The 23544-nt window shown below is 73.5% G+C and carries 14 protein-coding genes; 7 read left to right on the plus strand and 7 right to left on the minus strand.

What is annotated here, in order from left to right; all coding sequences use genetic code 11:
• Positions 1-6 precede the first annotated feature (6 nt).
• Both ACFO3J_RS35205 and ACFO3J_RS35210 read right to left on the minus strand, forming a co-directional pair.
• Positions 7-9651, minus strand: a complete 9645-nt coding sequence (locus ACFO3J_RS35205) for a non-ribosomal peptide synthetase/type I polyketide synthase (protein WP_386438707.1) — start codon at positions 9649-9651, stop codon at positions 7-9.
• Between the two features lie 100 nt (positions 9652-9751).
• Complete coding sequence (locus tag ACFO3J_RS35210) at positions 9752-10606, minus strand: sterol desaturase family protein (RefSeq protein WP_386438710.1); 855 nt, start codon at positions 10604-10606, stop codon at positions 9752-9754.
• Between the two features lie 345 nt (positions 10607-10951).
• On the opposite strand from ACFO3J_RS35210, the gene ACFO3J_RS35215 reads away from it, so the two are divergent.
• From ACFO3J_RS35215 to ACFO3J_RS35225, 3 genes are all read left to right on the plus strand, one after another.
• The gene (locus ACFO3J_RS35215; protein ID WP_386438712.1) at positions 10952-11311 is read left to right on the plus strand and encodes a cupin domain-containing protein; all 360 of its coding nucleotides are present in this window, start codon (positions 10952-10954) and stop codon (positions 11309-11311) included.
• 229 nt (positions 11312-11540) lie between these two features.
• Positions 11541-12539 (plus strand): zinc-binding dehydrogenase, encoded by a 999-nt coding sequence (locus ACFO3J_RS35220; RefSeq protein WP_386438714.1) that lies wholly within the window; start codon positions 11541-11543, stop codon positions 12537-12539.
• A 166-nt stretch (positions 12540-12705) separates the two neighbouring features.
• Positions 12706-14286 (plus strand): FAD-dependent monooxygenase, encoded by a 1581-nt coding sequence (locus tag ACFO3J_RS35225; RefSeq protein ID WP_386438717.1) that lies wholly within the window; start codon positions 12706-12708, stop codon positions 14284-14286.
• A 188-nt stretch (positions 14287-14474) separates the two neighbouring features.
• Here the strand turns inward: ACFO3J_RS35225 and ACFO3J_RS35230 are convergent, their stop codons facing one another.
• Positions 14475-15149 carry a ScbR family autoregulator-binding transcription factor gene (locus ACFO3J_RS35230; protein WP_386438720.1) on the minus strand — a complete coding sequence of 225 codons (675 nt, stop codon included), beginning with the start codon at positions 15147-15149 and terminating at the stop codon, positions 14475-14477.
• 233 nt (positions 15150-15382) lie between these two features.
• Between ACFO3J_RS35230 and ACFO3J_RS35235 the strand changes: the two genes are divergently transcribed.
• The gene (locus ACFO3J_RS35235) at positions 15383-16273 is read left to right on the plus strand and encodes an NAD(P)H-binding protein (protein WP_386438723.1); all 891 of its coding nucleotides are present in this window, start codon (positions 15383-15385) and stop codon (positions 16271-16273) included.
• Here the strand turns inward: ACFO3J_RS35235 and ACFO3J_RS35240 are convergent.
• On the minus strand, positions 16263-17264 hold the full coding sequence (locus ACFO3J_RS35240) for a ScbA/BarX family gamma-butyrolactone biosynthesis protein (protein ID WP_386438726.1): 1002 nt from the start codon (positions 17262-17264) through the stop codon (positions 16263-16265). The genes ACFO3J_RS35235 and ACFO3J_RS35240 overlap by 11 nt on opposite strands.
• A 408-nt stretch (positions 17265-17672) precedes the next feature.
• Between ACFO3J_RS35240 and ACFO3J_RS35245 the strand changes: the two genes are divergently transcribed.
• Positions 17673-18368, plus strand: a complete 696-nt coding sequence (locus ACFO3J_RS35245) for a ScbR family autoregulator-binding transcription factor (RefSeq protein ID WP_386438729.1) — start codon at positions 17673-17675, stop codon at positions 18366-18368.
• Positions 18369-18594: 226 nt separating this feature from the next.
• Complete coding sequence (locus tag ACFO3J_RS35250; protein WP_386438732.1) at positions 18595-19287, plus strand: response regulator transcription factor; 693 nt, start codon at positions 18595-18597, stop codon at positions 19285-19287.
• Positions 19288-19352: 65 nt separating this feature from the next.
• On the opposite strand, the gene ACFO3J_RS35255 is transcribed toward ACFO3J_RS35250, so the two are convergent.
• Positions 19353-20561, minus strand: coding sequence for an MFS transporter (locus ACFO3J_RS35255; protein WP_386438735.1), 1209 nt, complete (start codon positions 20559-20561; stop codon positions 19353-19355).
• 63 nt (positions 20562-20624) lie between these two features.
• On the opposite strand from ACFO3J_RS35255, the gene ACFO3J_RS35260 reads away from it, so the two are divergent.
• On the plus strand, positions 20625-21038 hold the full coding sequence (locus ACFO3J_RS35260) for a MerR family transcriptional regulator (protein ID WP_386438738.1): 414 nt from the start codon (positions 20625-20627) through the stop codon (positions 21036-21038).
• A gap of 19 nt (positions 21039-21057) precedes the next feature.
• Here the strand turns inward: ACFO3J_RS35260 and ACFO3J_RS35265 are convergent, their stop codons facing one another.
• Positions 21058-22008 (minus strand): fumarylacetoacetate (FAA) hydrolase, encoded by a 951-nt coding sequence (locus ACFO3J_RS35265; RefSeq protein ID WP_386438741.1) that lies wholly within the window; start codon positions 22006-22008, stop codon positions 21058-21060.
• Positions 22009-22124: 116 nt separating this feature from the next.
• Complete coding sequence (locus tag ACFO3J_RS35270) at positions 22125-23429, minus strand: pyridoxal phosphate-dependent aminotransferase (RefSeq protein WP_386438744.1); 1305 nt, start codon at positions 23427-23429, stop codon at positions 22125-22127.
• Positions 23430-23544: the final 115 nt, after the last annotated feature.

Consider the following 23544-nt stretch of genomic DNA (forward strand, 5'->3'; position numbering starts at 1 on the left):
CTGTCGTCACGCGGCACCGAGCTCGCCCTCCGTCGTGTCGGTCCGCACGGCGGAACGGACTTCCCAGGGGACGCCGTCCTCGAGCGCGGCGAGTACCAGGGTCGCGTTCCGCTGGGCGGGCTTCTCGTCGAGCATCTCGGCGTGCAGCCCCGAGCCGCGGACCAGCCGGCTGCCGGTGGTGGAGGCGCTGTGCCAGCTGCCGGGCTGCTCGGCGGCGTAGAACGCCGCCTTGGCCTCGTCCGAGATCACGGTGACCATCGCGGCGACCGTGCCGCGGTTGGGGGTGCGTCCGCAGTACTCCAGATAGTCCCTGGCCTGTTCCAGGGTCTGCGCGGTGACCGTCTCGGAGCGGGTGTGGCGCCGCAGGTGGTCGCCCAGTTCGCGTTCGAAGGCCTTGACGTGCTCGGTGGGGAGTCCGTACTCCTCCGTGACGCGGTACGAGTCCACGATGACGACATGGGGCACCTCGCGCCCGCGCCGTTCGAGCTCTTTGGCGACCTCGAAGGCGAGATTGCCGCCCAGGGAGTATCCGAGCAGCGGGCACGGACCCTCGGGACGGAGCGACTCGATCAGGTCGGCGTAGCGCAGGGCCTTGTCCCCGTCGACGTGGTTGAAGGCGACCAGTTCGTGCGACGGCAGGTGCGCGGCGAGATGCCGGTAGACCAGGCCGTGGCCGCCGGCCGGCGGGAAGCAGAAGAGGGCGGGTCCGCGGCCCGGGTTGAAGGTCAGATGGGAGAGGTTGCCGGAGATCCGGCCGGTGACGATGTCCTCGACCGTGCGGGCCATGCCGTGCAGGGTGGTGACCTTGAAGAGCCGGCCGACGGGAATCGCGATCCCGAACTCCTTCTGCAGATGGTGGATCAGCTCGATGAGCGTGATGGAGCTGCCGCCCGAGGCGAAGAAGTCGCTGTGCAGGCTGACCAGTTCGAGACCGATCACCTTCTTCCAGTGGGCGGCGACGCGCTCTTCGTACAGCGTGACGGGGGGTTCGTGCTTCTCCTCCACGGCCTCGGCGACGGGCGCGGGCAGGGCTTCCGGGTCCACCTTGCCGTTCGGGGTCAGGGGGAGGGCGTCGAGCACGGTCAGGTGGGCGGGGATGAGGTAGGTGGGCAGCTGGGCGGCGAGATGGCGGCGCAGGGCCCGGGTGTCCGGCACGGCGCTCACCCGGTCCGCGGCGGCGTGCACGTCATGGACGACATAGGCGCACAGCGCCGGTTCCCCGCCGACGTCGGTCCGGACCATCGCGTGCGCCTCGGCGACCCCGGGATAGGAGGTGAGCAGGAATTCGATCTCCCCTGGCTCGATGCGGTGGCCGCGCAGCTTGATCTGGGTGTCGGCGCGGCCCAGCAGGTGGATCCGGCCCTGGGCGTCCCGGCGTGCCAGGTCCCCGGTGCGGTAGAGCCGCTCGGGCGCGGCGCCGGGTCCGCGGTCCAGGGTGAGGGTGACGAAGCGGCGCCCGGTCTGCTCCGGATCCCCGGCGTAGCCCAGGGCCAGGCCCGCTCCTCCGGCCCACAGCTCGCCGGCCACTCCCGTCGGCACCGGCTGCCGGTGGGCGTCCAGCACGTGCAGTACGCAGTTGGGCAGCGGCCGGCCGATGGGGACGGCGCCGTTGGGGTCGAGACCGGTGGTGGGTCCGTCGAAGCAGGCGCTGTCGACGGTCGCCTCGGTCAGCCCGTAGGAATTGACCACCCGGGTGTCCGGACCGCAGAGCCCGCGCAGCCGTTCGTACTCCGCCACCTTCCAGGTGTCGGACCCGACGATCATCAGACGCATGAAGTCCAGCCGGTGGCCGCCCTCCTCGCAGTGGGTCATCAGGGCGCGGGCGACCGCGGGAACGAACTCGGCGCAGTCAACCGCCTCGGCGGTCATCACCTCGTACAGCCGCGCCGTGTTGAGCAGCAGCTCGCGGTCGGCCAGCACCAGCCGCCCGCCCGAGCACAGCGCGCGGACGAGGTCGCCGGTGAACACGTCGAAGGACGCTCCGGCCAGCTGGAGGTGGACGCCGGGCGCGGATTCCAGCCCGTACTCCGTGCGCCAGGCGCCGTAGAGGGCCGACAGGGCGCCGTGCGGGACCTGTACGGCCTTGGGACGGCCGGTCGATCCGGAGGTGTGGATGACGTACGCGGGCGAGTCCGTCCCCACGGAGGTCCCCACGGAGGTCTCCTCGGTGTACGGGCCGGCGCCGGGGGCCTGTTCGTCGGTGTCCTGCGCCGCGGTGTCCTCCTCCCGCATGACGTCGGTGAGGAACTCCGCGCCGGGCACGATCAGCCGCTCGGCGCCCGCCGGGTCGGTGATGACCGTTCCCACCGCGGCGTTGGCCGCCATGAAGGCCAGCCGTTCCGCGGGGTGGCTCGGATCGAGCGGCAGATACGCGGCCCCGGCCCGCAGGACGGCGAGCAGCGCGACGACCAGTTCGGCCGACTTGGGCAGGCACACCGCGATGATCCCGCCGCTTGCCCCCCGGGCCCGCAGCCGCCGGGCCAGGGCGGCGGAGGCCCGGTCGAGCTCCGCGTAGGTGAGACCGCGGCTCTCCCCGGCCGTGTCGGCGGCGGGGACGGTGAGTGCGACGGCCTCCGGGGTGCGGGCCGCCGCCCGGGCGAACAGCTCGTGCACGGGCGGGTCCTGGGGGAGGACGGGGCCACGGGCGGACCGGCCGTGCAGGATCTCGTGGCGCTCGCGCTCGCCGAGCATGTCGAGCCCTGACACCGGACGGTCGGCGGGCGCGCGGGTCAGCGCGTCCAGCAGGTTGCGGTAGTGCCGGGCGAGCCGGTGGGCCGTCTCGGGCCGGAACAGGTCGGTGTTGTACTTCAGCACGCAGTGGAAGCGGTGCTCGTGCTCGTCCTCGTACGCCGACAGGGTGAGGTCGAACTGCCCCTCCTCCTCGGGAAGTTCGATGTAGTCGAGGTGATAGCCGTACTGCTGCGACGACACCTTGTGGGCCAGCAGGATGAACATCGCCTGGAAGACGGCCGAGCGGCTGGGGTCGTGCTGGAGGCCCAGCTTCTCGGCCAGCAGGACGAAGGGGTACTCCTGGTGGTCGAGCCCCCCGAGCACCGCCGCGCGGACCTGGGCCAGCAGTTCGGCGACGGGCGGGTCGCCGGCCAGATTCGCGTACAGGGGAAGGGGGTTGACGAAGTAGCCGTACACCGACGACAGGTCCTCGTCGGTGCGTCCGGTCACCGGGCTGCCGACGACGATGTCGTCCTGGCCGGAGTGCCGGTGCAGCAGCAGGTAGTAGGCGCACAGCAGCACCATGAAGACGGTGACGTCGTTCTCACGTGCCAGGGCGTGGACCCGCGCGCTGAGGTCCTCGTCGAGGACGAAGAACTCGGAGGCGCCGTTGTGGGTCAGCACGGCGGGCCGGGGCGCGTCGGTGGGCAGGGTGAGCGGCGGGATCTCGGCGGGCAGCGCGCCGCGCCAGTAGTCGAGCATCCGCGCGGCCTCCGGGGACGCCAGGAACCGGTTCTGCCGGTTGAGGAAGTCCAGGTAGCGGGCCTGGACGGGCGGCAGTTCGACGGTGCGGCCGGCGCGCATCCCCTCGTAGAGGGCCAGCAGTTCCTCGATGAAGGTGAAGGTGGAGATCGCGTCCGAGACGATGTGGTGGACCGCCTTCATCAGCACCCAGCGGTCCGGACCGCGCCGGAACAGCCTGAAGCGCATCAGCCGGTCAGTGGCGAGGTCGTACGGCCTGCGGTACTCCTCGACGATCAGCTCGCGGACCTCCTCCCAGGCCAGGCCCTCGACGTCGAAGACCTTCAGGTCCGGCTCCACGTCCTGCGAGGTGGTCTGGACGGGGCGGCCGTTCTCCAGCACGAAGTTGGCCCGCAGCACGGGGTGACGGCCCATCAGGACGCGGACGGCGGCCGCCATCAGCTCCGGGTCGATCTCGGTCCGGACCTCGACCGCCCCGCCGATGTTGTAGGCGAAGCCGTCCGGATGCAGCTGCTTGAGGAACCACAAAGCCTTCTGGTTCTGGGTCAGGGGATGCCGGGACGGGTCCTCGTACACCTCCACCGCGGCCGCCCGCGGGCCGGCCGCCCGCGCGGCGATCTCCGCGGTGGCCTGGTGCAGCTGCGCGGTGAGCTCGCGCAGCGGCGCTCCGCTGAGCAGCGTCACGACCGGCAGCGCCACCCCGGTGTCCGCCTGGATCCTGGCCCGCAGCTCCATGGCCAGCAGCGAGTCGATGCCGAGGGCGCCGAGGCCGGTGTCCGGGTCGAGCTGGTCGGCGGTCATCCGCAGGACGGCCGAAGCGCAGCCGACGAAGCGGTCCGTGACCAGCCGGGCGCGCTCGGCCTCGTCCGCGGCGGCCCGGAACCGGTCCAGATAGCCGGCCTGGCCGTCCGGTGCGTTCCCGTCCGCGGCGGACCCCGCCGCGGCCGCCTCGCGGGCCGCCGAGGCCGCGAGTTCGGCCACCAGCGGCGGCGGGGAGGGATACCAGGCCAGGAAGGTGGGCCAGTCGGTGATGGTGGCGATCAGGAACTGGGCGCGGTCCTGGCCGAGGACGCGTTCCAGCACGGCCGTGCCGGCGGCCGGCGAGAGCGAGCTCATGCCCCGGACGGTGCGGTAGTGCTCGACCAGGCTCAGCTCATGGATCATGCCGGTCGCCCAGGGACCCCAGTCCAGGCTGAGCGCCGGCATCCCCCGGGACCTGCGGTGCTGGGCGAGGGCGTCCAGGAAGGCGTTGCCCGCGGCGTAGTTCGTCTGGCCGGTGGTGGTGAGCAGGGAGGCGACCGAGGCGAAGAGCACGAAGTAGTCGAGCGGCTCGTCACGCAGGTGGTGGTGCAGATGCCAGGAACCGGCGGCCTTCGGGGCGAAGACGGAGGCGAAGGCGTCATGGTCCATCGCCCGCACGGAGGTGTCCCGCACCTGCCCGGCGAGGTGGAAGACGCCGCGGATCGGCGGGGAGTCCCGGTCCCGGTAGTCGTCCAGCCACCGCGTCAGGGCCTGCTCGTCGCGGATGTCGAGGGCGGCGTGCACGGGGTGCGCTCCGAGCGACTCCAGTTCCTTGACGAAATCGATCCCGGAGCCCGCCGGGGACCGCGGGGCGACGGCCCGCCAGGTGGCGCGGTCGGGGAGTTCCGTGCGCCCGACCAGGATCAGATGGCGGGCGCCGCGGCGGACGAGATAGCGGCACAGCAGCCGGCCCAGCGCGCCGAAGGCACCCGTGACGAGATACGCGCCGTCCGGGCGCAGCCGGGGCGGGATGGACCGGGTGAGGCCCTCGGGGCGGGCGAGACGGCTGACGAGGCGGCGGCCGTGGCGCAGGGCGACCTCGTCCTCGGGCTGCTCCGGCGTCGGCCCGGCGAGGATCTCCCGCAGCAGCTCCTCGGCGTCGGCCCCCGCTTGCCGGGGGCCGGTCCGCAGCGGCGGCAGGTCGATCAGTTTGCCCCGGTGCGCGGTCAGTTCCTGGTGCCGCAGCACCCGGCCGATGCCCCAGACCGGTGCGCCGAGAGGTTCGACCGGGTCGGTGGGCAGCGCCGCCTGGGCACCCCGGGTGACCAGGTGGAGGGCGGCCGGCGCGGTCGACCCGCCCGGTTCGTCCTGGAGCGCCTGGGCGAGTGCGACGACGGAGTAGGCACCGAGCGTGCCGTGTGCGTGGAGGTCACCGGGCGTGGTGTCGTCCAGCCGGGGCAGATCCAGATTCCACAGGTGGACGATGGTGTCCAGGGGCGGCTCGCCGCGGTCCGCGGCGAGGCCGGCCAGGTCGCCGAGCAGCATGCGGAGGTCCTCGGCGCTGCCGGGGACCACCCGGGTGTTCCGTCCGTCCCGGTCGAAGACGTAGGCATCGCCGGGCCGTACGAGGTGGCAGCGTCTGCCCGCGCCGCCCGCGAGTTCCTGGAGGGAGTCCGCCACGCCCCCGGGTGCGTCGGCGAACAGCAGCCAGCTTCCGTGACCCGGCTGATCCCCGCCGGACGCCTCGGCGAGCGGCGCTGCTTCGGTCCAGGCGACTTCGGCCAGCCAGCCGTCGATGGTGGCGAGCCCCACCGTGGCCGAGGCCTGCTCGACGTCGGCGGCGCGGAAGCCGTGCACATGGCCGACCGGCTCGCCGTCCTCGGTGTAGAGGGCGAGGTCGCCGACGAGTTCGTCGTCCGCACGCCGGGTGACGGTGGCGTGCGCCCACAACGGCCGCCCCCCGACCGGGTCGGTGCGCACCTCGTCGATGGTGAGCGGCAGCAGCATCCCGCTCCCGGGGGCCGTGTCCGCCGGCGGGAGGCCCGCGACGAGCAGGGTCTGGAAGCAGGAGTCGAGGAGAGCCGGGTGGACGTGGTGTCCCGCCGTGCCCGCACCGGCGCACGCGGGCGGCCTGATCAGTGCGAGGGCCTCGCCGTCGGTCTGCCAGACCTCCGCGATGCCCTGGAAGGCGGGGCCGTAGTCGTAGCCGAGCGCGCTCAGCGTGTCGTAGCAAGCGGCGGCGGACAGCTGCCGTTCGCTGCGGGCCTGGATCGCCTCCCGGTCCAGCGGGAGGACGCGGGCGGGCGGAGTCCCGCCGCGCACCACGCCGCGCGCGTGCACGACCGGGCTGTCGTCGCCGCTCGCCACGGTGAAGGAGGAGGACTCCGCGGAGAGCGAGAGCTGGACGCGGCGCGGGGCGTCGTCGGGCAGGAAGAGGGCCTTGCGCAGCTCGATGTCCCCCAGCCCGGCGTCCGTGCCGCCGGTCAGGGCGCGGAGCGCCTGGTACGCCATCTCGACGTACCCGGCGGCCGGGAACAGCGCCCGGCCCTGGATCCGGTGATCGGCGAGATAGGGCGTGGTCTCGACGTCGAGCGCCACTTCCCACACGGGCTCCGCGGTGGCGAGGCGTCGTCCGAGCAGCGGGTGGTCGACGCGGCCCAGCCGGACCTGCGCCACCGGCGCCGGCTCGGTCCAGTAGCGGTCCCGCTTCCACGGATAGCGCGGCAGCCGCACCCGGCGCCCCCGCGGGTGCAGGACCTCCCAGTCGACGGCGCAGCCGATGGTGTGGAGCGCCGCGAGGGAGGTGGTGAAGCACAGCGACTCGTCCTCCGACCGGCGGATCGAAGGCAGCGTAGTCACGGGCTGGTGCGCGCCCGGGAGCGGCGCCTGCCCGGCGGTCGGGGCGCTCGTCCCGGGCCTGGCGCCGGCGCCGGACGCGCGGTCCTGGGCGGCGAAGCATTCCTTGATGGAGCGCCCGAGCACCGGATGGGGGCCGATCTCCAGGAAGGTGCGGTGCCCGTCGCCGAGCATGGCGTCGACCGCCGAGCGGAAGCGGACGGTGTCGCGGACGTTGTTCCACCAGTAGTCCGCGTCGAGTTCGGGCCCTTCGGCCCGCCCCGGCCTGCCGGTGAGGTACAGGGGCAGCCGGGCCGGACGGGGGGCGATCCCGGCCAGTCCCGCCAGCAGATCGGCTTTCAGCGGGTCCATCGCGGCGCTGTGGTAGGGCACTTGGACGTCGAGGAGCTTGGCGAACACGCCATCGGCGCGCAGCGCTTCGGCGTACGCGGTGAGGCTCGCCTCGTCGCCGGCCACCGTGAGGGCCTCCGGGCTGTTGACCGCGGCGATGGACACCCGGCCGCCGAAGGCCGCGGCACGGCGTGCGGCCTCCGCCTCCGGCAGACCGACGGCGAGCATGGTGCCGGTGCCGGCCGCCCGCTGCTGCAGGCGGCTGCGGTGCAGCACGATGCGTACGGCGTCCGCGAGGTCGTACACCCCGGCCTCGTAGAAGGCGGCGACCTCGCCGGTGCTGTGGCCGACGACGGCCGACGGGTGGACCCCGTGGGCGTGCCAGAGCGCGGCGAGTCCGGTCTGCACGGCGAAGTTGGCGGGCTGGGCCAGCCAGGTCTCCGCCATCCGGGACTCGTCCTGACCGGCGCTCAGCTCGGCGATCAGTGACCAGCCCGCCTGTGCCGCGATCTCGCGGTCGACGGCCTCGACGGCTTCCCGGTAGGCGGGCGCGGCCTCGAACAGCTCGCGTCCCATCGCCCACCACTGCGGTCCCATGCCCGTGAACACCCAGGCGGGCGCCTCGTGCTGCGCCTCATGACGCTTGCCGAGCAGGACCCGGGGGTGCACTTCGCCCCGGACGTACGCCGCCAGCGACTCGTCCAGATCCTGACGCGACCCGTACACCACGGCCAGCCGGACGTCGTGGTGCTGCCGGTGGTGGGCCAGGGAGTAGGCGAGGTCCGGAAGGGTGACGGGCGCGGTGTGCGGGTCCGGTGCCGCCGTCAGTTCCGCTCGCACGCTGTCGGCGAGCCCGGGCAGCACCGCGGCGTCATGGGCGCTGAGCGGCAGCAACCGGAAGGGAAGGCCGCTGTCCTCGGCCGAGGGTCTGCGGCGGACGGCGACCGGAGCCCGCCCGGCGGCGGCATCGGGTGCGGATTCCAGCAGTACGTGCGCGTTGGTACCGCCGAAACCGAAGGAGTTCACCCCCGCGCGGGCCGGTCCCTCGTGGGCGGGCCAGGGGGTGAGCCGGTCCGGGATCTCATAGGGGGCGGCTGCCAGATCGATCGCCGGGTTGAGGTGTTCCAGGTTGATGTGCGGGGGGATCAGCCGGTGCTCGACACTGAGCGCGGTCTTGATGAGGCCGGCGATCCCCGCGGCGGACTCGGTGTGCCCGATGTTGGTCTTGACCGAACCGATGAAGCAGGCGGCGCCGGGCTCGCGGCCGATGGCGAGGGCGCTCGCCAGCGCGTTCGCCTCGATCGGGTCGCCCACCGGTGTGGAGGTGCCGTGGGCCTCCACGTACTGCAGGCTGCCCGGGGTGATGCCGGCCCGGGCGCAGACCTGCTCGATCAGCGCGGACTGGGCCTCGGCGCTGGGGACGGTGATGCCGTTGGTGCGTCCGTCCTGATTGACCCCGGTCTCCGTGATCACGGCGTGGATCGGGTCGCCGTCGCGCACGGCGTCGCTGAGGAGTTTGAGGACGACGATGCCGACTCCCTCGGCCCGTACATAGCCGTTGGCCGCCGCGTCGAAGGTCCGGGAGCGGCCTTCCGGCGAGAGGAAGCCGCCCTTGGTCTCGGCGATCGTGTACTGCGGGGTCAGGTGCAGCAACGTGCCGCCGGCCAGGGCCAGCGAGGTCTCGCCGCGGCGCAGGCTCTCGCAGGCGAGGTGGACGGCGACCAGGGAGGAACTGCAGGCGGAGTCGATGGAGAGGCTGGGCCCCCGGAAGTCGAAGCAGTGCGACAGCCGGTTGGAGACCATCGTCATCATCGTGCCGGTCGCCGTGTGGGCTTCGAGGGTGTCGAACCGGAGATCGGAGAACTGGAGGATCTTGTAGTCCAGGGTGAACGCCCCGACGAACACCCCGACGTCCCGCCCGGCCAGCTCGGCCGGCTTCTGCCCGCCGTCCTCCAGGGCCTCCCAGGACACTTCCAGGAGCTTGCGCTGCTGGGGATCCATGGCATGCGCCTCACGGGGGCTGATGCCGAAGAACGCCGGGTCGAACTCGTCGAACCCGTCGATGTACCCGCCGCGGCCCCCGACGAGCCGACCCGGCTTGGCCTTGTCCTTGCTGCTCAGACCCGCGACGTCGTAGCGGTCGGGCGGCGTCGGCGTGATGCAGTCCCTCCCCTCCACCAGATTGCGCCAGAAGGAGCGGTGGTCGTTGGCGCCGCCGGGGAAGCGGCAGCCGATGCCGATGAGGGCGATCTTCGCGGCGGGGGAGGGGGATCTACGGGCTGATGCAGACATGAGCGTTCCTTGGGTCACGGATCGGGCGCCCACCCACAGGGCGGCACGCGCCGCACGGACGTGAGCAAGTGGCAACGGAGCGGGGGGACGGGGGTACGGCTCAGCCGAGCGAGCGGCGCCAGGGGTGGACGAGCGTGGCGAGGATGCGCCCCGATTCCGGGAACGTCCGGGGATCGGTCAGACCGACCGCCACCGGCTCCCGGCCGGGATGCCAGGTGAAGGTGCCGAACAGCCTGTCCCAGAGCGACAGGTCGGATCCGTAGTGACCGGCCTCGGACAGATCGGTGCTGTGATGCAGCCGGTGCTGCTCCGGACCGGCGAGCAGGTGGTTCAACGGGCCCAGTGACACCCGGATGTTGGCGTGGACGAAGTACCCCTGCGCGATCACGAAGAGCCCGACCCCGAAGACCGCCCGCTCGGAGAACCCCACCAGCGCGAGGGCCAGTTGCACGACGCCTTGCGAGATGAGCACGTCCGCCACGTGGTTGACGCCGTTGTTGGCGACGTTCACCTTGTCCGGCACGTGGTGCACGCCGTGCAGTTTCCACAGCCACGCGTATCGGTGCCCGGCCCGGTGCACCGCGTAGCTCGCGAGCGAACCGGTCAGGAGCGCCAGCGGGATCTCACCCCACAGCGGCAGGACGGGATGCGAGGTCGCGACCGAGCCGACGGCGAGCAGCACCAGGCTCTGGCCGAGCGCGCCCGCGGTGGCGGTGAGTACGTAGTAGGCGGCGTAGTAGCCCCATTCCCGCCGGCTCGGCCGCCAGGAGAGGTCGTAGGGGATCAGGAACTCCAGCGCCACCAGGAATCCGAGCACCGAGAACTGGAAGAGGAAGGTGGCCGTGCCCGGTTCCCAGCCACGCCACTCGGCGAGGGTGAAGACGCCGACCACGGCGAGCAGCAGGACTGGCTGGGCGGACGCAGCCAGTACGTCCCGCACCGTCAACCGGGGCATCGAACACCTCCTAGCGGCGACACCTGACAGAGGAAAGCGCGCTCCCGGACCAGCCGTTCACCGGGGCGATTACAGTATGTGTTCGCCCGATTGCGCAGCGCAATCGCCGTCATCGGCGCGCGGTATCACAGGCGCCCGCCGCGCGATCCGCCCGCGCCCCAGGCGTACGCCCCTGAACGGACGTCGCGTCCGCCGGGAACGCCCCGGCAGGGCGGCCCGGTTGCTCCGGGGCCGGGCACTGCCGCAGGGTGACCCACGCGAACGCGCGCCCCGCCGCCTACCGTTGGGGCCGGACCGCCGAGCCGCGCTGCCGGAGCCCGACGACACAGGACCCGAGAGGACGCCATGAGCAAGCCGGAGCTGGAGTTCCACATCCCCGACGGTCCCTGGACGGTGCCGGAAGGCGCGGGCCCGGGGACGGAGCAGCTGGTCCTGGCACAGGACACGACCACCGGGCGCGGCACCGCGCTGGTGCGCTGGGCGCCCGGCACCGACACCTCCGCCCTGGGCGTGGCCCGGCACGACTTCTGGGAGGAGGTCTATCTGCTGGAGGGCTCGATGCACGATCTGACCCTGGACCGGACCTTCGGCCGCGGCTCGTACGCCTGCCGCCCGCCGGGCATGCCGCACGGTCCGTGGACGGCGGCGGACGGCGTGACCATGCTCGTCATCACCTACCCGGCGCAGGAGGGGCGGACGGACTGAGCAGGGCCCCGCGCTCGACCCGCCGTCAGCCGGCCGGCGCGGCCACGGGTACCGACCGACCGCATACCGACCGCGCGGTCCTTTATTGTTCTCGCCAGGGGCACCCGGGGTCAGGGCAGGCGCGCTCTCGCGCCCGCCTGCCCTGCAGCCGTGCGGTGGCCCGCGTCGTACGGGGCCCCGGCACCGTACGAGAGCCCGAAGAACAGACCGAGCGGACTGAGACACCACCATGAGCGACAACCCCGGCGTGCCCGAAACCATGCGCGCCCTGCGGCAGCCCGCGTTAGGCGGCCCGCACCTCCTGACCCTCGTCCACGACGCGCCGGTGCCCGCGCCCGGTCCTGGCGAGGTGCTTCTGCGGGTGGGCGCGGCCGGCGTCAACCTCGCCGATGTGATGCAGACCCACGGCACCTACGAAGGCGGTCCGCAGGCCCCGTATCTGGCCGGTTTCGAGGGGGCCGGCACCGTCGTCGCCCTGGGGCCGGGGACGGAGGGCCTCGCGGTGGGCGACCGGGTCATCGGCGCGGGCAGCGGCGCCTTCGCCGAATACATGACGCTCCCGGCGGCCGCCGCCCTGCCGCTGCCCGAGGGCTGGAGCGAGGAGGAAGCGCTCGGCCTGGTGCTCAACTGGGCGACCGCCCTGGCCGCACTGCGGCTGGGCAGGCTGGCCCGCGGCGAGACCGTGCTCGTCTACGCCGCCGCCGGGGGCGTCGGCCAGGCGGCGGTCCGGCTGGCCAAGCACTTCGGCGCGACCGTGCTGGCCTGCGCCGCGCCGGAGAAGCACGAGGCCGTTCTCGCCCTGGGCGCCGACCATGTCATCGACTACCGCGCCGTCGACACCGCCGCCGAGGTCTCGCGGCTGACCGCCGGTCAGGGCGCCGACGTGGTGCTGGAGTCCGTGGGCGGCCAGGTCTTCCGCACCAGCCTCGCGGCCGCCCGCCCCGTCACCGGCCGCGTCGTCGTCTACGGCGCGGCGTCCGGCGAAGCGGCGGTCACCAACCGCGAGCTGAACTTCGGCCCCGTGCAGCTCATCGGCCTGCACATCGGCGTACTCGCGCAGACCGCGCCGGGCCTGATGGGCGAACTCGTCGAGGAACTGGGCCGCCTGATCGAGGCCGGCGTCTACCCGCCCGGGCAGCCGACCGTCTTCGACCTCGCCGACGGGCCGAAGGCGCTCATGACGCTCGCCGAGGGAAGCACCGTCGGGAAGCTCGCCCTGCGGCCCTGAAAGGCCTCCGGGGCCGGGGTCCGGCGCTCTCGCGGCACCGGCCCCCGGCCCCCGCGCCGGTACCAGCCGCCCCCGGGTGCCCCATTGGCGGGGCGCGGGGCCGTGCCGCACCATGGCCGTCGGGTACGGGCCGCCCGGCGGGGGCGGCCCGGGGCGGGAGGCGGGGATGCGTGCCGATGTCGTCGTTGTCGGAGGCGGGCCGGTCGGGCTCCTGGTCGCGGCCGAACTCGGCGCCAGGGGCGTGGACACGGTGGTGTTCGAAGCACTGACGTCCGTCTCGCGCCGTCCCAAGGCGACCACGCTGCACGCCCGCGCCGCGCAGTGCCTCGTGCGCGGCGGGCATCTCCCCTGGCGGGCGGCGAGCGGCGACGGCCCCGAGCAGACCCGCCCGTTCCACTTCGCCGGCGTCCCCGGGCTGACCCTCACCGCTCCGGCGGCCGAGCCGGCCCCGCTGCTGAAGTGCCGCCAGGCCGATCTGGAACGGGACTTCGAGGCCCGGGCGCGGGCCCGGGGCGTCCGGGTGCGGCGCGGGCACCGGGTGGTCGCGATGGCCGATGACCCGGACGCGGTCCGGCTGACGGTACGCGGGCCGGCCGGCCCGGAGGTCTGGAGGGCGGCCTATGTCGTGGCGGCGGACGGGGCGAGGAGCACGGTGCGCGAACTGGCCGGTATCGCCTCGGACAGCTGGCCGGCCACCGTGGCGGCCTGGTCCGCGGTCGTGGAGCCGCCCGCGGACAACGGGCCGCCCGCCCTGGAACACGGCTGGCACCGTACGCCGCGCGGCTGGATCGTGGTCAGCGGCCTCCCGGACGGCGGCGCCCATGTCCGCACGCTGGACACCGCGGGGCCGCACGGCACCCGCGACCGCCCGCCGACCGCCGATGACTTCCGCGCCGAGGTGGCACGGATCGCCGGGCGTGAGGTCACCCTCGGCCGGCTCGGCGACGTGACACGGTTCAGCGACTTCTCCCGGCTGGCGCGCGACTACCGCCGAGGCCGGGTGCTGCTCGCCGGGGACGCCGCGCACGTCCACTTCCCCATCGGCGGCCAGGGCCTGAGCACCGGCGTGCTGGACGCGCTGTCACTGGGCTGGCGGCTGGCCCACGTCGTCCGGGGCGCGGCGGGGCCCGGGCTGCTCGACGCGTACGGGCCCGAGCGCCGGCCGGTCGCGCGCCGAGTCATCGCCGACACCCGCGCTCAACTCGACCTGATGCGGCCGGAGTCGGGCGCGGAGCCCGGCTCCCGCCGACCGCCCGCCGGGCCACCGGCACCCGACATGGCGAGCGGGTGTCCGGCCGCGCGCGTCAGCGGCCAGGACATCACGGCTCCGCCGCTCGCCGACCGCCCCTCGCCCTGGGAGGGCCATTTCCTGACGAATGTGCCGCTGCTGCCCGTGGCGGACTCCTCGGCGGGCGACGGCGGCCGTTCTGAGCGGGCGACCGACGTGATCTCCCTGCTGCGGGCGGGCCGGCCGCTGCTGCTGCTCGGCGGCGCCGACGCGGGGCGCCACCACGCGCGGGCAGCGCCGTGGGCCGGGCTGCTGCGCGTGGTCCGTACCGCTTCCGCGCCCGCCGCCGCGCCCTCCGGCGAGCCGCTGACCGCGGTGCTGGTCCGGCCGGACGGCTACATCGCCTGGACCCCCGGGGCGGGCGGGCTCGCCGCCGCCCTCACCGCCTACTTCGGGCCGCCGGACCCGACCGGGGCGGGCGCGGTGGACCCGTCGGAGCTGGTGGAAGAAGGTCGTTGACGGGGGAGGACACCGCAGAGCCGACGGGTGGTCACCGTGACCGCCGCGCCGGGGCGCGGGCCCGTGGACCCTATCCCGGCGCTCTTCCCCGATCCGCGACGACAGGGGCCCGGCGGCAGCCGGGGAAGAACACCCGACGGCCGCGGCCCGATCCGCGAAGACCGGTCCGGACCGGCCCCGAGGGCCGCTCAGCCCACGGTGACCGGCCTGCCTCGCTGCGGTTCCTCCCCGTGCAGCGCCAGCAACTCGGCGGAGACCTTCTCACCCCGGCGCTCGGACAAGTCGAGCGACACCAGCACCGGCGCGTGCGCGACGGAAGGCAGCACATGCCGCAGCAGCGCGCCGACCCGGGCCGACAGGTCCGCGTAGTTGCTGTACGCCTGGGACATGGCCTGTATGCCGGCGAAGGCGCCGACCAGGACCTCGGCGGTGTCCGCCGGCACGACGTGCGGCAGCACCTCGCCCTGGCGCTGGCCCGCCTCCAGCAGTTCCCGGCAGGTGTCGGCCCACCGCTCGAACGGCCCCTTGCGGTCGATGTTGCTGGCCCGCTGGTCGAGCGTCAGCCGGACGCCGGCGCGGGTCATGCAGTCGGTCTCCAGGCGATACGCCTGGACCATCACCGTATCGACCAACTGCTGGAGTCTGCTGGCCCGCTCGGGGGTCGGGAACTGGCCGTCCTGCTCGCGCAGCACCCCTTCGGCCAGCGCCTCCTTGGAGGGGAAGTGGAAGTAGAGGGCCCCCTTGGTCACTTCCGCCTCGGCGGTCACATCGGCGATGGTCGCCGCCTGGAACCCGCGCTCGTCGAAGACCTTGGCCGCCGCCTCCAGGATGTTCCTGCGTGTCTCGATCGCCCGTTCCTGCATCGCGTGCCTCCCCTCCGTGCTCCACCGCCGCAACCGCGGCAACCGCCGGATCCGCGCGCTGGCGACGACCGGTACCGCGTACTGCCGCGGCACAAAAGGCGCGCAGTCGACGACGGACCGGCCCCACCGGTGAGGAGATCGCCCGCTGTCCGAAAAACCGACCGCACCGTATATTACCGCGCGGCGACGCCGGGGCCCATCGGATCCGGACAAGCGGCGGAGGGGGAAACGGCATGATCCTGCTCACAGGTGTCACCGGGACGATCGGCGCGGAGGTGCTGCGCCGGATGCCGGCCGGGGCGGCCGTCCGGGCGCTGGTCCGCGACCCGAGCCGGGTGCCCGGCACTCCGGCGCCGGTCGAGGTGGTGCCGGGGGACTACGCCGACCCGGCTTCGCTGGCCGCGGCGCTGCGCGGTGTGCACACGGCGTTCCTGGTCACCTCCCGGGTCGGCGGGGACGACGACGCCGCGTTTCTGGCGGCCGCCCGAGCGGCGGACGTCCGGCGCGTGGTCAAGCTGTCGGCCGCCGCCGTCGCGGACCCGGCGGCGGACGACGCGATCACCCGGTGGCAGCGGCGGAGCGAGGAGCTGCTGCGCGACTCGGGCCTGGAGTGGACGCTGCTGCGTCCGCGCGCCTTCATGTCCAACACCCTTTCCTGGGCCGGGTCGATCCGTGCCGAGGGTGTGGTGCGGGCACTGTACGGGCGGGCGCCCAACGCGTGTGTGGACCCCCGGGACGTCGCGGAAGTCGCGGTGGCCGCGCTGATCGGCGAGGGACACGGCAGCCGGATCCACACCCTGACCGGACCCGAGCCCGTCACCGCCGTACGGCAGACCGAGGAGCTGTCCCGGGTCCTCGGAATCCCGCTGCGCTTCGAGGAGCTGACGGTGGACGCCGCGCGCACCGCGCTGTGCGCCCGCTACCCGCGATGGCTCGCCGAGGCGCTGCTCCGCGGCGCCGAACGGCAGCGGGACGGGGCGAAGGCGGACGTCACCGGCACGGTGCGGGCCGTGACCGGGCGGCCCGCGCGGTCCTTCCCCGCGTGGGCCGCCGGTCACCGCGCGGCCTTCGCCCCGGCTCCGGAGCGGACGGGCCCGGCGCGCGGGCAGTCGCTCAGACCGTGACCTGGACGCTGAAGACGGGCCGCTCGCCCTGGCTGCCCGTCACCAGGACGTGCCCCGACGCGTCGTGCCCCGTGGCGGGCAGACGGCAGGCCTCGATCAGGCAGGGGCAGTCGAGTTCGGCGAAGCGGGTGAAGTCGGCCGCGATGCCGAGGATGGTCGGTGAGGGCCGCCCGAGCACCGCGGCCGTGGCCTGGCGGGCGGCCTCCAGCAGGACCATGCCAGGGACGTGGTCGACCGGGTGGTCGAAGAGCACCGGGTGGCGCGGGTCGACGCGCAGCAGCCACCGGTCGTACGCGCCGACCGGCGAGAGCACCACGTCCGAGGCCCGGGTACGGCCGACGCCGGCCGGTTCGACCGGCTCGGGCGGCGGCGGGGCCTGCGTGCGCAGGGCTTCCCCGCGGGTGCGCCGGTACACCCGGGGGGTGACGCAGGTGAAGGAGGCGCCGCCGGTCGCCAGCGTGTCCGCGCCTCGCCGCAGCACCGTCTCGTAGCGCAGCGAGGACAACGCGCCGCCCCGCCGCTTGAGATCGGCGCAGCGGAACTCGACGGTGATGTCGGTCGGTACGCCGCCGACCGCCATCCGGTCGGGGCGGGCGGCGAAGGACAGGTCGTGCATGAGGAAGTGGTGGCCGAGCGGGACGCCGAGTCCGGCGTGGGCGACCAGCAGGCCGCTCTGGCGGATCGTCTCGGCGATGAGCAGCGGGTCGTGGCCGCCGGCCGCCCCCGCGTCGTAGAAGACGCGGCTGCGGGGCCACTGCGCCTGGAGCACGAAGAGGTCGGCGTCCTCCTGCTCCCAGCCGGTGAGCAGTACTTCGGCCACCGCCGAGCGGTGCACGTATTCGCGTGGGACCGTGCGGGTGAGCGTTCTCTCCAGCACCGCGGTGACCCCGGTGCCGGCCGGCGGTCCCGCCGCGGGGACCTCCGCCATCGCGCTCCCTGTGCGTTCGAGCGTGCCGGCTCCGGAGGCGGAGTCCCTCTGCGATCCGTTCACGGGCATGCGTTCCCTCTCTCGGTCCTGCCCGGGCGTCGTCCCGCGCCCGGGGTCGCGGTGAAAAACGAACTGACCGGTTTATATTCCGGGGCCCTCGGAGCGCAGCGCTAGGCGATATTCGGATATTTGTACGTTCAGCGGCGACGTGAAGGCGACGTGAAGGCGGTCGCGCACGACTCGGCGGAGAGGTTGCCGTGCCGTGAACGGCTGTTGTCCCGGCAGTAGTTGAAACCGCCGCGTCGGCAGGGCCGGGCGGTGTCCCGCAGGCGGGCGGGGAGGCGGCCGTACGGCGCCGGGGACCGTACCGCGTCGCGGTGAAAACCATACGGGCCATACGGTTTGTTTAGGTGAACTTCGGCTCAGTCGTGGGTACGGTCGCAGCAGTTCTGCGGGGGGAGAGGAAATACCATGGTCAAACAGGAACGGGCCGCGCGGACGCGGCGGTCGCTGGTGCTGGCGGCCGCCGAGGTTTTCGCCGAGGAGGGGTACGCGGCGGCCTCGCTGGGCACGGTCAGCGGGCGGGCGGGGGTCAGTACCGGGGCGCTCCACTTCCACTTCTCCAGCAAACGCGCCCTGGCCGAGGCGGTGGAGGCCACCGCGCTGCTCGGGCTGCGCAGGATCACCGGGCAGGTCGCCGCCGGTCCGGGGTCCTCGATCCAGAAGCTCGTCGACTCCCTGCACGCGCTCGCGGAGGGCCTGAGCGGCGACTTCGTGGTCCGGTCCGGGTTCCGTCTGCACCATGAGGACGGGAGCGGGCACCAAGGGGCGCTGTGGCGGGAGTGGTGGCGCTGGATCGAGCGGACGCTGCGGTCGGCGCAGGACGACGGCGAACTGGCCGCCGGGGTCAATGTGCACGACGCGGCCGCGGCGGTCGTCGCGGCGACCGCCGGCTTCCAGGTGCTGGGCGGGGCCGATGCCTGGTGGCTGTCGGAGTGCTGGGTCACGCGGTTCTGGCAGATGATGCTGCCGGTCCTGGTCGGCCCGGACGCGGCTCCAGGGATGCGGTGTTCGTCGCCGGCGCCGTACCGGCCCCGGACGAGGGCGGCCGGCCCGGCGGCCGGTGAGGGGTTGGCCGATGATCGACGTTCTGTTACCGACAGGTGACAGAAACAATTGACAAACCGCGCGTTCTGTTTTTTCCTAGCGGGTAAGGGAGCTGACGTTCGTATACGCGTTCGGTATCCCTGTCCGACCGGCGCCAGCAGGTTCCGGCACGCCCCCCGGCGTGCCGGCCTCCGGCATGCCGCGACGGCGCGGGCGGCCGCCCCAGCGGGACCGCCCCGGCGCCGGACCGTCCGCACGCCGCCACGGAACCTAGGGAGAACACACCATGCGGGTACTCGTCGTCGAGCCCTGCACGGACATCGCCGAGCGACTGGTCGGAGTGGCCCGGCGTCAGGGCTACAGCGTCCAGACGGCCAGCAGGGGCCAAGAGGCGCTGACGAAGTACCAGCGCGCGGACCTCGTCCTGCTGAACCTCGCCCTGACGGACATCGACGGCCTGGAGGTGTGCCGGACCATCCGCGCCGCCGGCCACACGCCGATCATCTGCGTCAGCGCCCAGGACAGCACGCTCAACCGGGTACTGGCGCTGAAGTCCGGCGCCGACGACTGCGTGGTCGAGTCCTGCGCCGAGCAGGAGATCATCGCGCGGATCGAGGCCGTGATGCGCCGTACCGGGCGCCGCGACGAGGGGCTGCGGGCGATCTCCGCCGGCTCCCTGCACATCGACGGCCGGACCCGGCAGGTGCGGCTCGGGGACCAGCCCGTCGACGTCACCTGCAAGGAGTTCGAACTCCTCTACACGCTGGCGGCCAACCCGGAGACGGTCGTCTCACGGAAAGAACTCATGGCGACGGTATGGCGCGACAACGGGGTGTGGGGCAGCAGGACCATCGACACCCATATCAGCAGCCTGCGGACCAAGCTCGGCTCGTCCACCTGGATCGTGACGGTCCGGGGCGTCGGATACCGGATCGGGCACGGGACCGTTGTGCCGGGCACGCCCGGCGCGGTGCAGTGAGGCCGCCGGGGACCGGCGCGCCCGCACCGCACCGCCCGGGTCCCGGCGGCCCGGCCCGGACCCGGTCAGACCGCCCGGGCGCGCTCGGCCGGGAACGCGTGGCGCCGTCCGACGACCACGACCAGCAGGACGGGACCCAGCAGCATCAGCACGCTCCAGGGGAAGGACTTCGGCCCGATGCCGTCGAGCAGGAGTCCGCCCACCGCTCCTCCGGCGGACATGAACCCGTTCCACACGGTGACCAGCAGCGCCTGGGCCGGCGAGCCGCCGGCGTCGGTGACCGCGGTCTGGAGCAGGGTGGTGACACCGCCCCAGCCCAGGCCCCACAGCACCATCGCGCCGTAGACCACCGCGTTGTTGCCCGCCAGCAGCCCCAGGAGGACGGCGCCCGCGGCGAACAGCGCGGTGCTGGCGATGGTCAACTGGCGCAGCCTGCGGTCGACATGTGTGCCGACGATCCAGATGCTCACCAGCGAGGCGATGCCGAACACCAGCAGTACGCGGTCGGTGGAGCCCTTCATGTGGTACTCGTCGAGGAAGGTGGCGATGTAGGTGTAGAGGATGTTGTGGGCCAGGACATAGGCGGCGACGACGAACAGCACGGCCGCGACACCGGGCCGGCTGAAGGCCCGCAGGATCGGCTCGCGGTGCTCGTCGCGGTGCCCGGCCAGATCCGGCACCACCGCCGCGATCCAGCCCACCAGCAGCACGCCGAGCACCGTCACCAGGACGAAGGTCAGCCGCCAGTCGAACACGTTGCTCAGGAAGGTGCCCAGCGGAATGCCCAGGGACAGCGCGAGCGGCACACCGATCATGGTGATCGCGATGGCCCGGCCCTGCAGATGGGCGGGCGCCAGGCGGCGCGCGTACTCCACCAGCAGCGCCCAGATGAAGCCGGCGGCCACCCCGCCCAGGAAGCGGAACACCATGATCAGCGGGTAGCTGTCGGACACCGCCGTGACCAGGTTGGACACGGCGATGCCGAACACCGCGGCCAGCATCAGCGGCTTGCGGCGCCAGGACGCGGTGAGCGCCTGGAGCGGGATCGCGGTGATGGAGGAGGCGATGGCGTAGACCGTCAGGGCCTGTCCCATCGCCGACTCGCTGACCGACAGGTCGTGTCCCATGTCGGGCAGGATGCCGGCGGGCAGCGCCTCGGTGAGGATGCCGACGAACGCGGCGGTGGCGAGGGCCAGCAGCGCGTTCCACGGCAGCCCCGCCTGCTTCGGCTCCTCGATGGAGCCTGTCAGTAATCGGGCGTCAGAAGCAGTCATGGCTCTATCGTCAAACCCTTCCATATATGTGAAGGTCAAGTGATTCAGGAGGGTGTTGCTCACATGCGCATCGGCCAGTTGGCGGAACGCACCCGCACGTCACCGCGGTTGCTGCGCTATTACGAGGAGCAGGGCCTGATCAGCTCGGGGCGGGCGGGCAACGGGTACCGGGTCTACGACGAGCGCTACGTGGAACGGGTGCGGCAGATCAGGGGGCTGCTGGACGCCGGGCTGCCGACCCGGGTGATCAAGCAGATCCTCCCGTGCATCAACCAGCCCGGGGCGATCTACGTGTCCGACGCGACTCCCGAGACGATCGCGACCCTGGAGCAGGAGCGCGACCGGATGAACGAGCGCATCCGGTTCCTGGTCCGCAACCGGAACGCCATCACCGAGTACCTGGTCGCGCTGCGCGGCGCCGAACGGGGGGCCGAGACGGTGGCCGAGCCCCGGACGGTCGGGGCGGCCACCGAGTAGCGGTGGCCGCCCCGGGCCGTCAGCCGACCTGGACCGGCGCGACGGCCTTCGCCCAGCTGACCGGGTTGGACAGCACCACGCCGTGGCTGGTGAACTCGATGGTGACGCGGTCCTCGTCGGCGATACGGAAACCGTCGTGCCAGCTCGCCTTGTCCGAGCCGAGCAGCATGTACTGCACCAGGCCGGGGCGGCGCAGCGCGGGGTAGGACAGCAGGTGCTCGATCATGTCGGGCACCCGCTGGAACAGCGCGTCCGCGCCGCAGGTGAACGGCCCCTCCCAGGCGGTCTCGCCGCCGCGCTCGATGACGACCCGCCCGGCGGCGGTCACCGGGGGAGCGCCCAGGAAGAGCCAGGGCGTCATGGCGCTGTCGCACAGCTTGGCGTAGGGCGTCCAGCCCCAGGGGTTCTGCGTGTGCAGACCGATGTCGTTCAGGTCGTTGCCGAAGGTGTAGCCGGCGTAGTGGGGCACGCCGTCGGCGTCGTTGGCGAAGACCAGCGCGACCTCCGGCTCCTCCAGCAGCGCGACCGCGGAGGCCGGCACGGTCAGGGTCTCGCCCGGCATCCGGGTCCACGAACCCATGCCCTTGATCAGCCAGTTGGGGGCACGGAACGGTTCGTCGGCGGTCGGCGGGCGGTCGAACTTGGAGCGGTGGGTGCCCATGAAGCCGGTCAGCAGCGAGTTGTTGGTGTCGGTCGGCAGCAGCGGCGGCAGGAACCGCAGGTCGGGGTCGTCGGCCGTGGCGGTGACCGGGCCGCCCTGGGCGGTGACCGCCTGCTCCAGCGACCGCGGGCCGCCGGCGAGCACCGCGGCGCGCAACTGCCCCTCCGCCACCGGGTACAGGGTCAACTCCGCGCCCGGGGCGGGCAGGCCGGTTCCGGCGTGGCGGACGCCGCGGTACTCACACTCGAAGACGCAGGGGGGGACGGGGACGCTGGCGGGTTCGGGGGCTGATGCGGAAGCAGCGGACATCGCGGTCGGATCCTCCTTGGTGTGGGACCGCTCCCCGGGGCCCGGGGAGCGGCGGCGGTGATCGTTAGCGGGTGCTGGTCGCGAGGCGGCGGTACGCGAGCGGATACCCGGGCCGGTCACGGCGCGGCGGCGCCGCGCAGCCGGGCCGGGGAGGCGCCGGCGAGGCCGGCCAGCGCCGTGTCGAGGCGGTCCAGGGCGGCACCGATCCACGGCAGCCGCAGCGGGTCGGGGGCGTCGAGGGCGGTCTGCCGCTCGCCGTCCGTCTCGCCGTACAACCGCGCGGTGGCGGCCCGCACCCGCAGGGCTCCCGGGGCGTCACCGAACGCCGCGCCCGGCAGCAGTCCGATCCCGTACCGGTCGGCGAACAGGGCGGTGAGCGCGGCGCCGTCGTGCACGTCCCAGCTCCCGGCGAGCGACCCGCGCAGCGGCTCGAAGTCCGGGAAGAGATAGCAGGTCGCGCGGACCGGGGACAAGGTGGCGCCGGCGTCCGTGAACCGCCGGGCGACGGCGCTGGCCACCGTCGCGTGCAGGCGGCGGGCGGCCGCGGCGTAGGCGGTCACCTCCGGCGGTTCGGTGAACGCCCAGGCCGCGGCGGCCTGCACGGGCGCGGGGGTGCTGGACCATATCTGGCTGGCGATGCCGGTGAGCCGCGTTCGCAGCGCCCGGCCCGCCGACCCGCCGGGCAGGCGTGCCACCCCGATCCGCCAGCCGCCCAGGGCCAGGCTCTTGGACAGCCCGGTGGTGACGACGGTGCGCTCGGGCGCGTCGAGCGCCGGCGAGTGGGCGTGGTCGGCCGGGTCGAAGACCAGGTCGGTGTAGATCTCGTCGGACACGACGACCAGGTCCAGCTCGCGCGCCGCCTCGGCCAGGCGGCGCATCGTAGCGGCGGAGGGGATGGTGCCGGTCGGGTTGTCGGGCGTGGTGACCACCACGCACCGCGGGTCGCGGCCGGCCGCCCGCGCGGCGGTCACCTCGGCCCGCAGCGCGTCCGGGTCCGGCACCCCGCCCTCCCCGGGCGGCGTCGGTACCGGCAGCGGCACCCCGCCGGCCAGCCGGGCCTGCGCGGCGTAGCTGACCCAACTGGGCGCCGGGACCACCGGGTCGCCGCCGACGGCCAGCAGCAGGGCGAACAGCAGCGGCTTGCTGCCGGGCCCGCACACCACCTGCTCCGGGACGGTCGCCAGCCCGCGCCGGGTCCAGTAGCCGGCCGCAGCCGCGCGCAGTTCGGCACTCCCGGCGACCGGTCCGTACGCGTTGCGGAAGGCGGCCGCGCCCAAGCGCTCGCGCAGCTCCGGCAGTACGGGCAGCCCGATCTCGCCGGAGGCCAGGGACACGATCTGCTCCCCGGCCCGCCGCCTGCGGGCCAGCGCCTCGTCGGCGGCGAGCGTCGCGGACATCACGACGGGTGGGGGTTCGGGCATGGTGTCTCCTGAGGATCGGATCGGTGGGCGCGGGGAACGGCCCCGAGCGGCTCGGGGCCGGGCGCTTCCGGCGGGCGCGTCCCCGTGACGCGCTCCCCGGTCGGGGGGGGGGGGG

Origin of the sequence: Streptomyces polygonati (genome assembly GCF_042650325.1) — a bacterium.
In the GTDB taxonomy this organism is placed as follows: domain Bacteria; phylum Actinomycetota; class Actinomycetes; order Streptomycetales; family Streptomycetaceae; genus Actinacidiphila; species Actinacidiphila polygonati.

Coding starts and splice junctions, on each gene's coding strand:
- ACFO3J_RS35205 (WP_386438707.1), bottom strand. CDS start 9,651: ATGTCTGCATCAGCCCGTAGATCCCCCTCCCCCGCCGCGAAGATCGCC.
- ACFO3J_RS35210 (WP_386438710.1), bottom strand. CDS start 10,606: ATGCCCCGGTTGACGGTGCGGGACGTACTGGCTGCGTCCGCCCAGCCA.
- ACFO3J_RS35215 (WP_386438712.1), top strand. CDS start 10,952: ATGAGCAAGCCGGAGCTGGAGTTCCACATCCCCGACGGTCCCTGGACG.
- ACFO3J_RS35220 (WP_386438714.1), top strand. CDS start 11,541: ATGAGCGACAACCCCGGCGTGCCCGAAACCATGCGCGCCCTGCGGCAG.
- ACFO3J_RS35225 (WP_386438717.1), top strand. CDS start 12,706: ATGCGTGCCGATGTCGTCGTTGTCGGAGGCGGGCCGGTCGGGCTCCTG.
- ACFO3J_RS35230 (WP_386438720.1), bottom strand. CDS start 15,149: ATGCAGGAACGGGCGATCGAGACACGCAGGAACATCCTGGAGGCGGCG.
- ACFO3J_RS35235 (WP_386438723.1), top strand. CDS start 15,383: ATGATCCTGCTCACAGGTGTCACCGGGACGATCGGCGCGGAGGTGCTG.
- ACFO3J_RS35245 (WP_386438729.1), top strand. CDS start 17,673: ATGGTCAAACAGGAACGGGCCGCGCGGACGCGGCGGTCGCTGGTGCTG.
- ACFO3J_RS35250 (WP_386438732.1), top strand. CDS start 18,595: ATGCGGGTACTCGTCGTCGAGCCCTGCACGGACATCGCCGAGCGACTG.
- ACFO3J_RS35255 (WP_386438735.1), bottom strand. CDS start 20,561: ATGACTGCTTCTGACGCCCGATTACTGACAGGCTCCATCGAGGAGCCG.
- ACFO3J_RS35260 (WP_386438738.1), top strand. CDS start 20,625: ATGCGCATCGGCCAGTTGGCGGAACGCACCCGCACGTCACCGCGGTTG.
- ACFO3J_RS35265 (WP_386438741.1), bottom strand. CDS start 22,008: ATGTCCGCTGCTTCCGCATCAGCCCCCGAACCCGCCAGCGTCCCCGTC.
- ACFO3J_RS35270 (WP_386438744.1), bottom strand. CDS start 23,429: ATGCCCGAACCCCCACCCGTCGTGATGTCCGCGACGCTCGCCGCCGAC.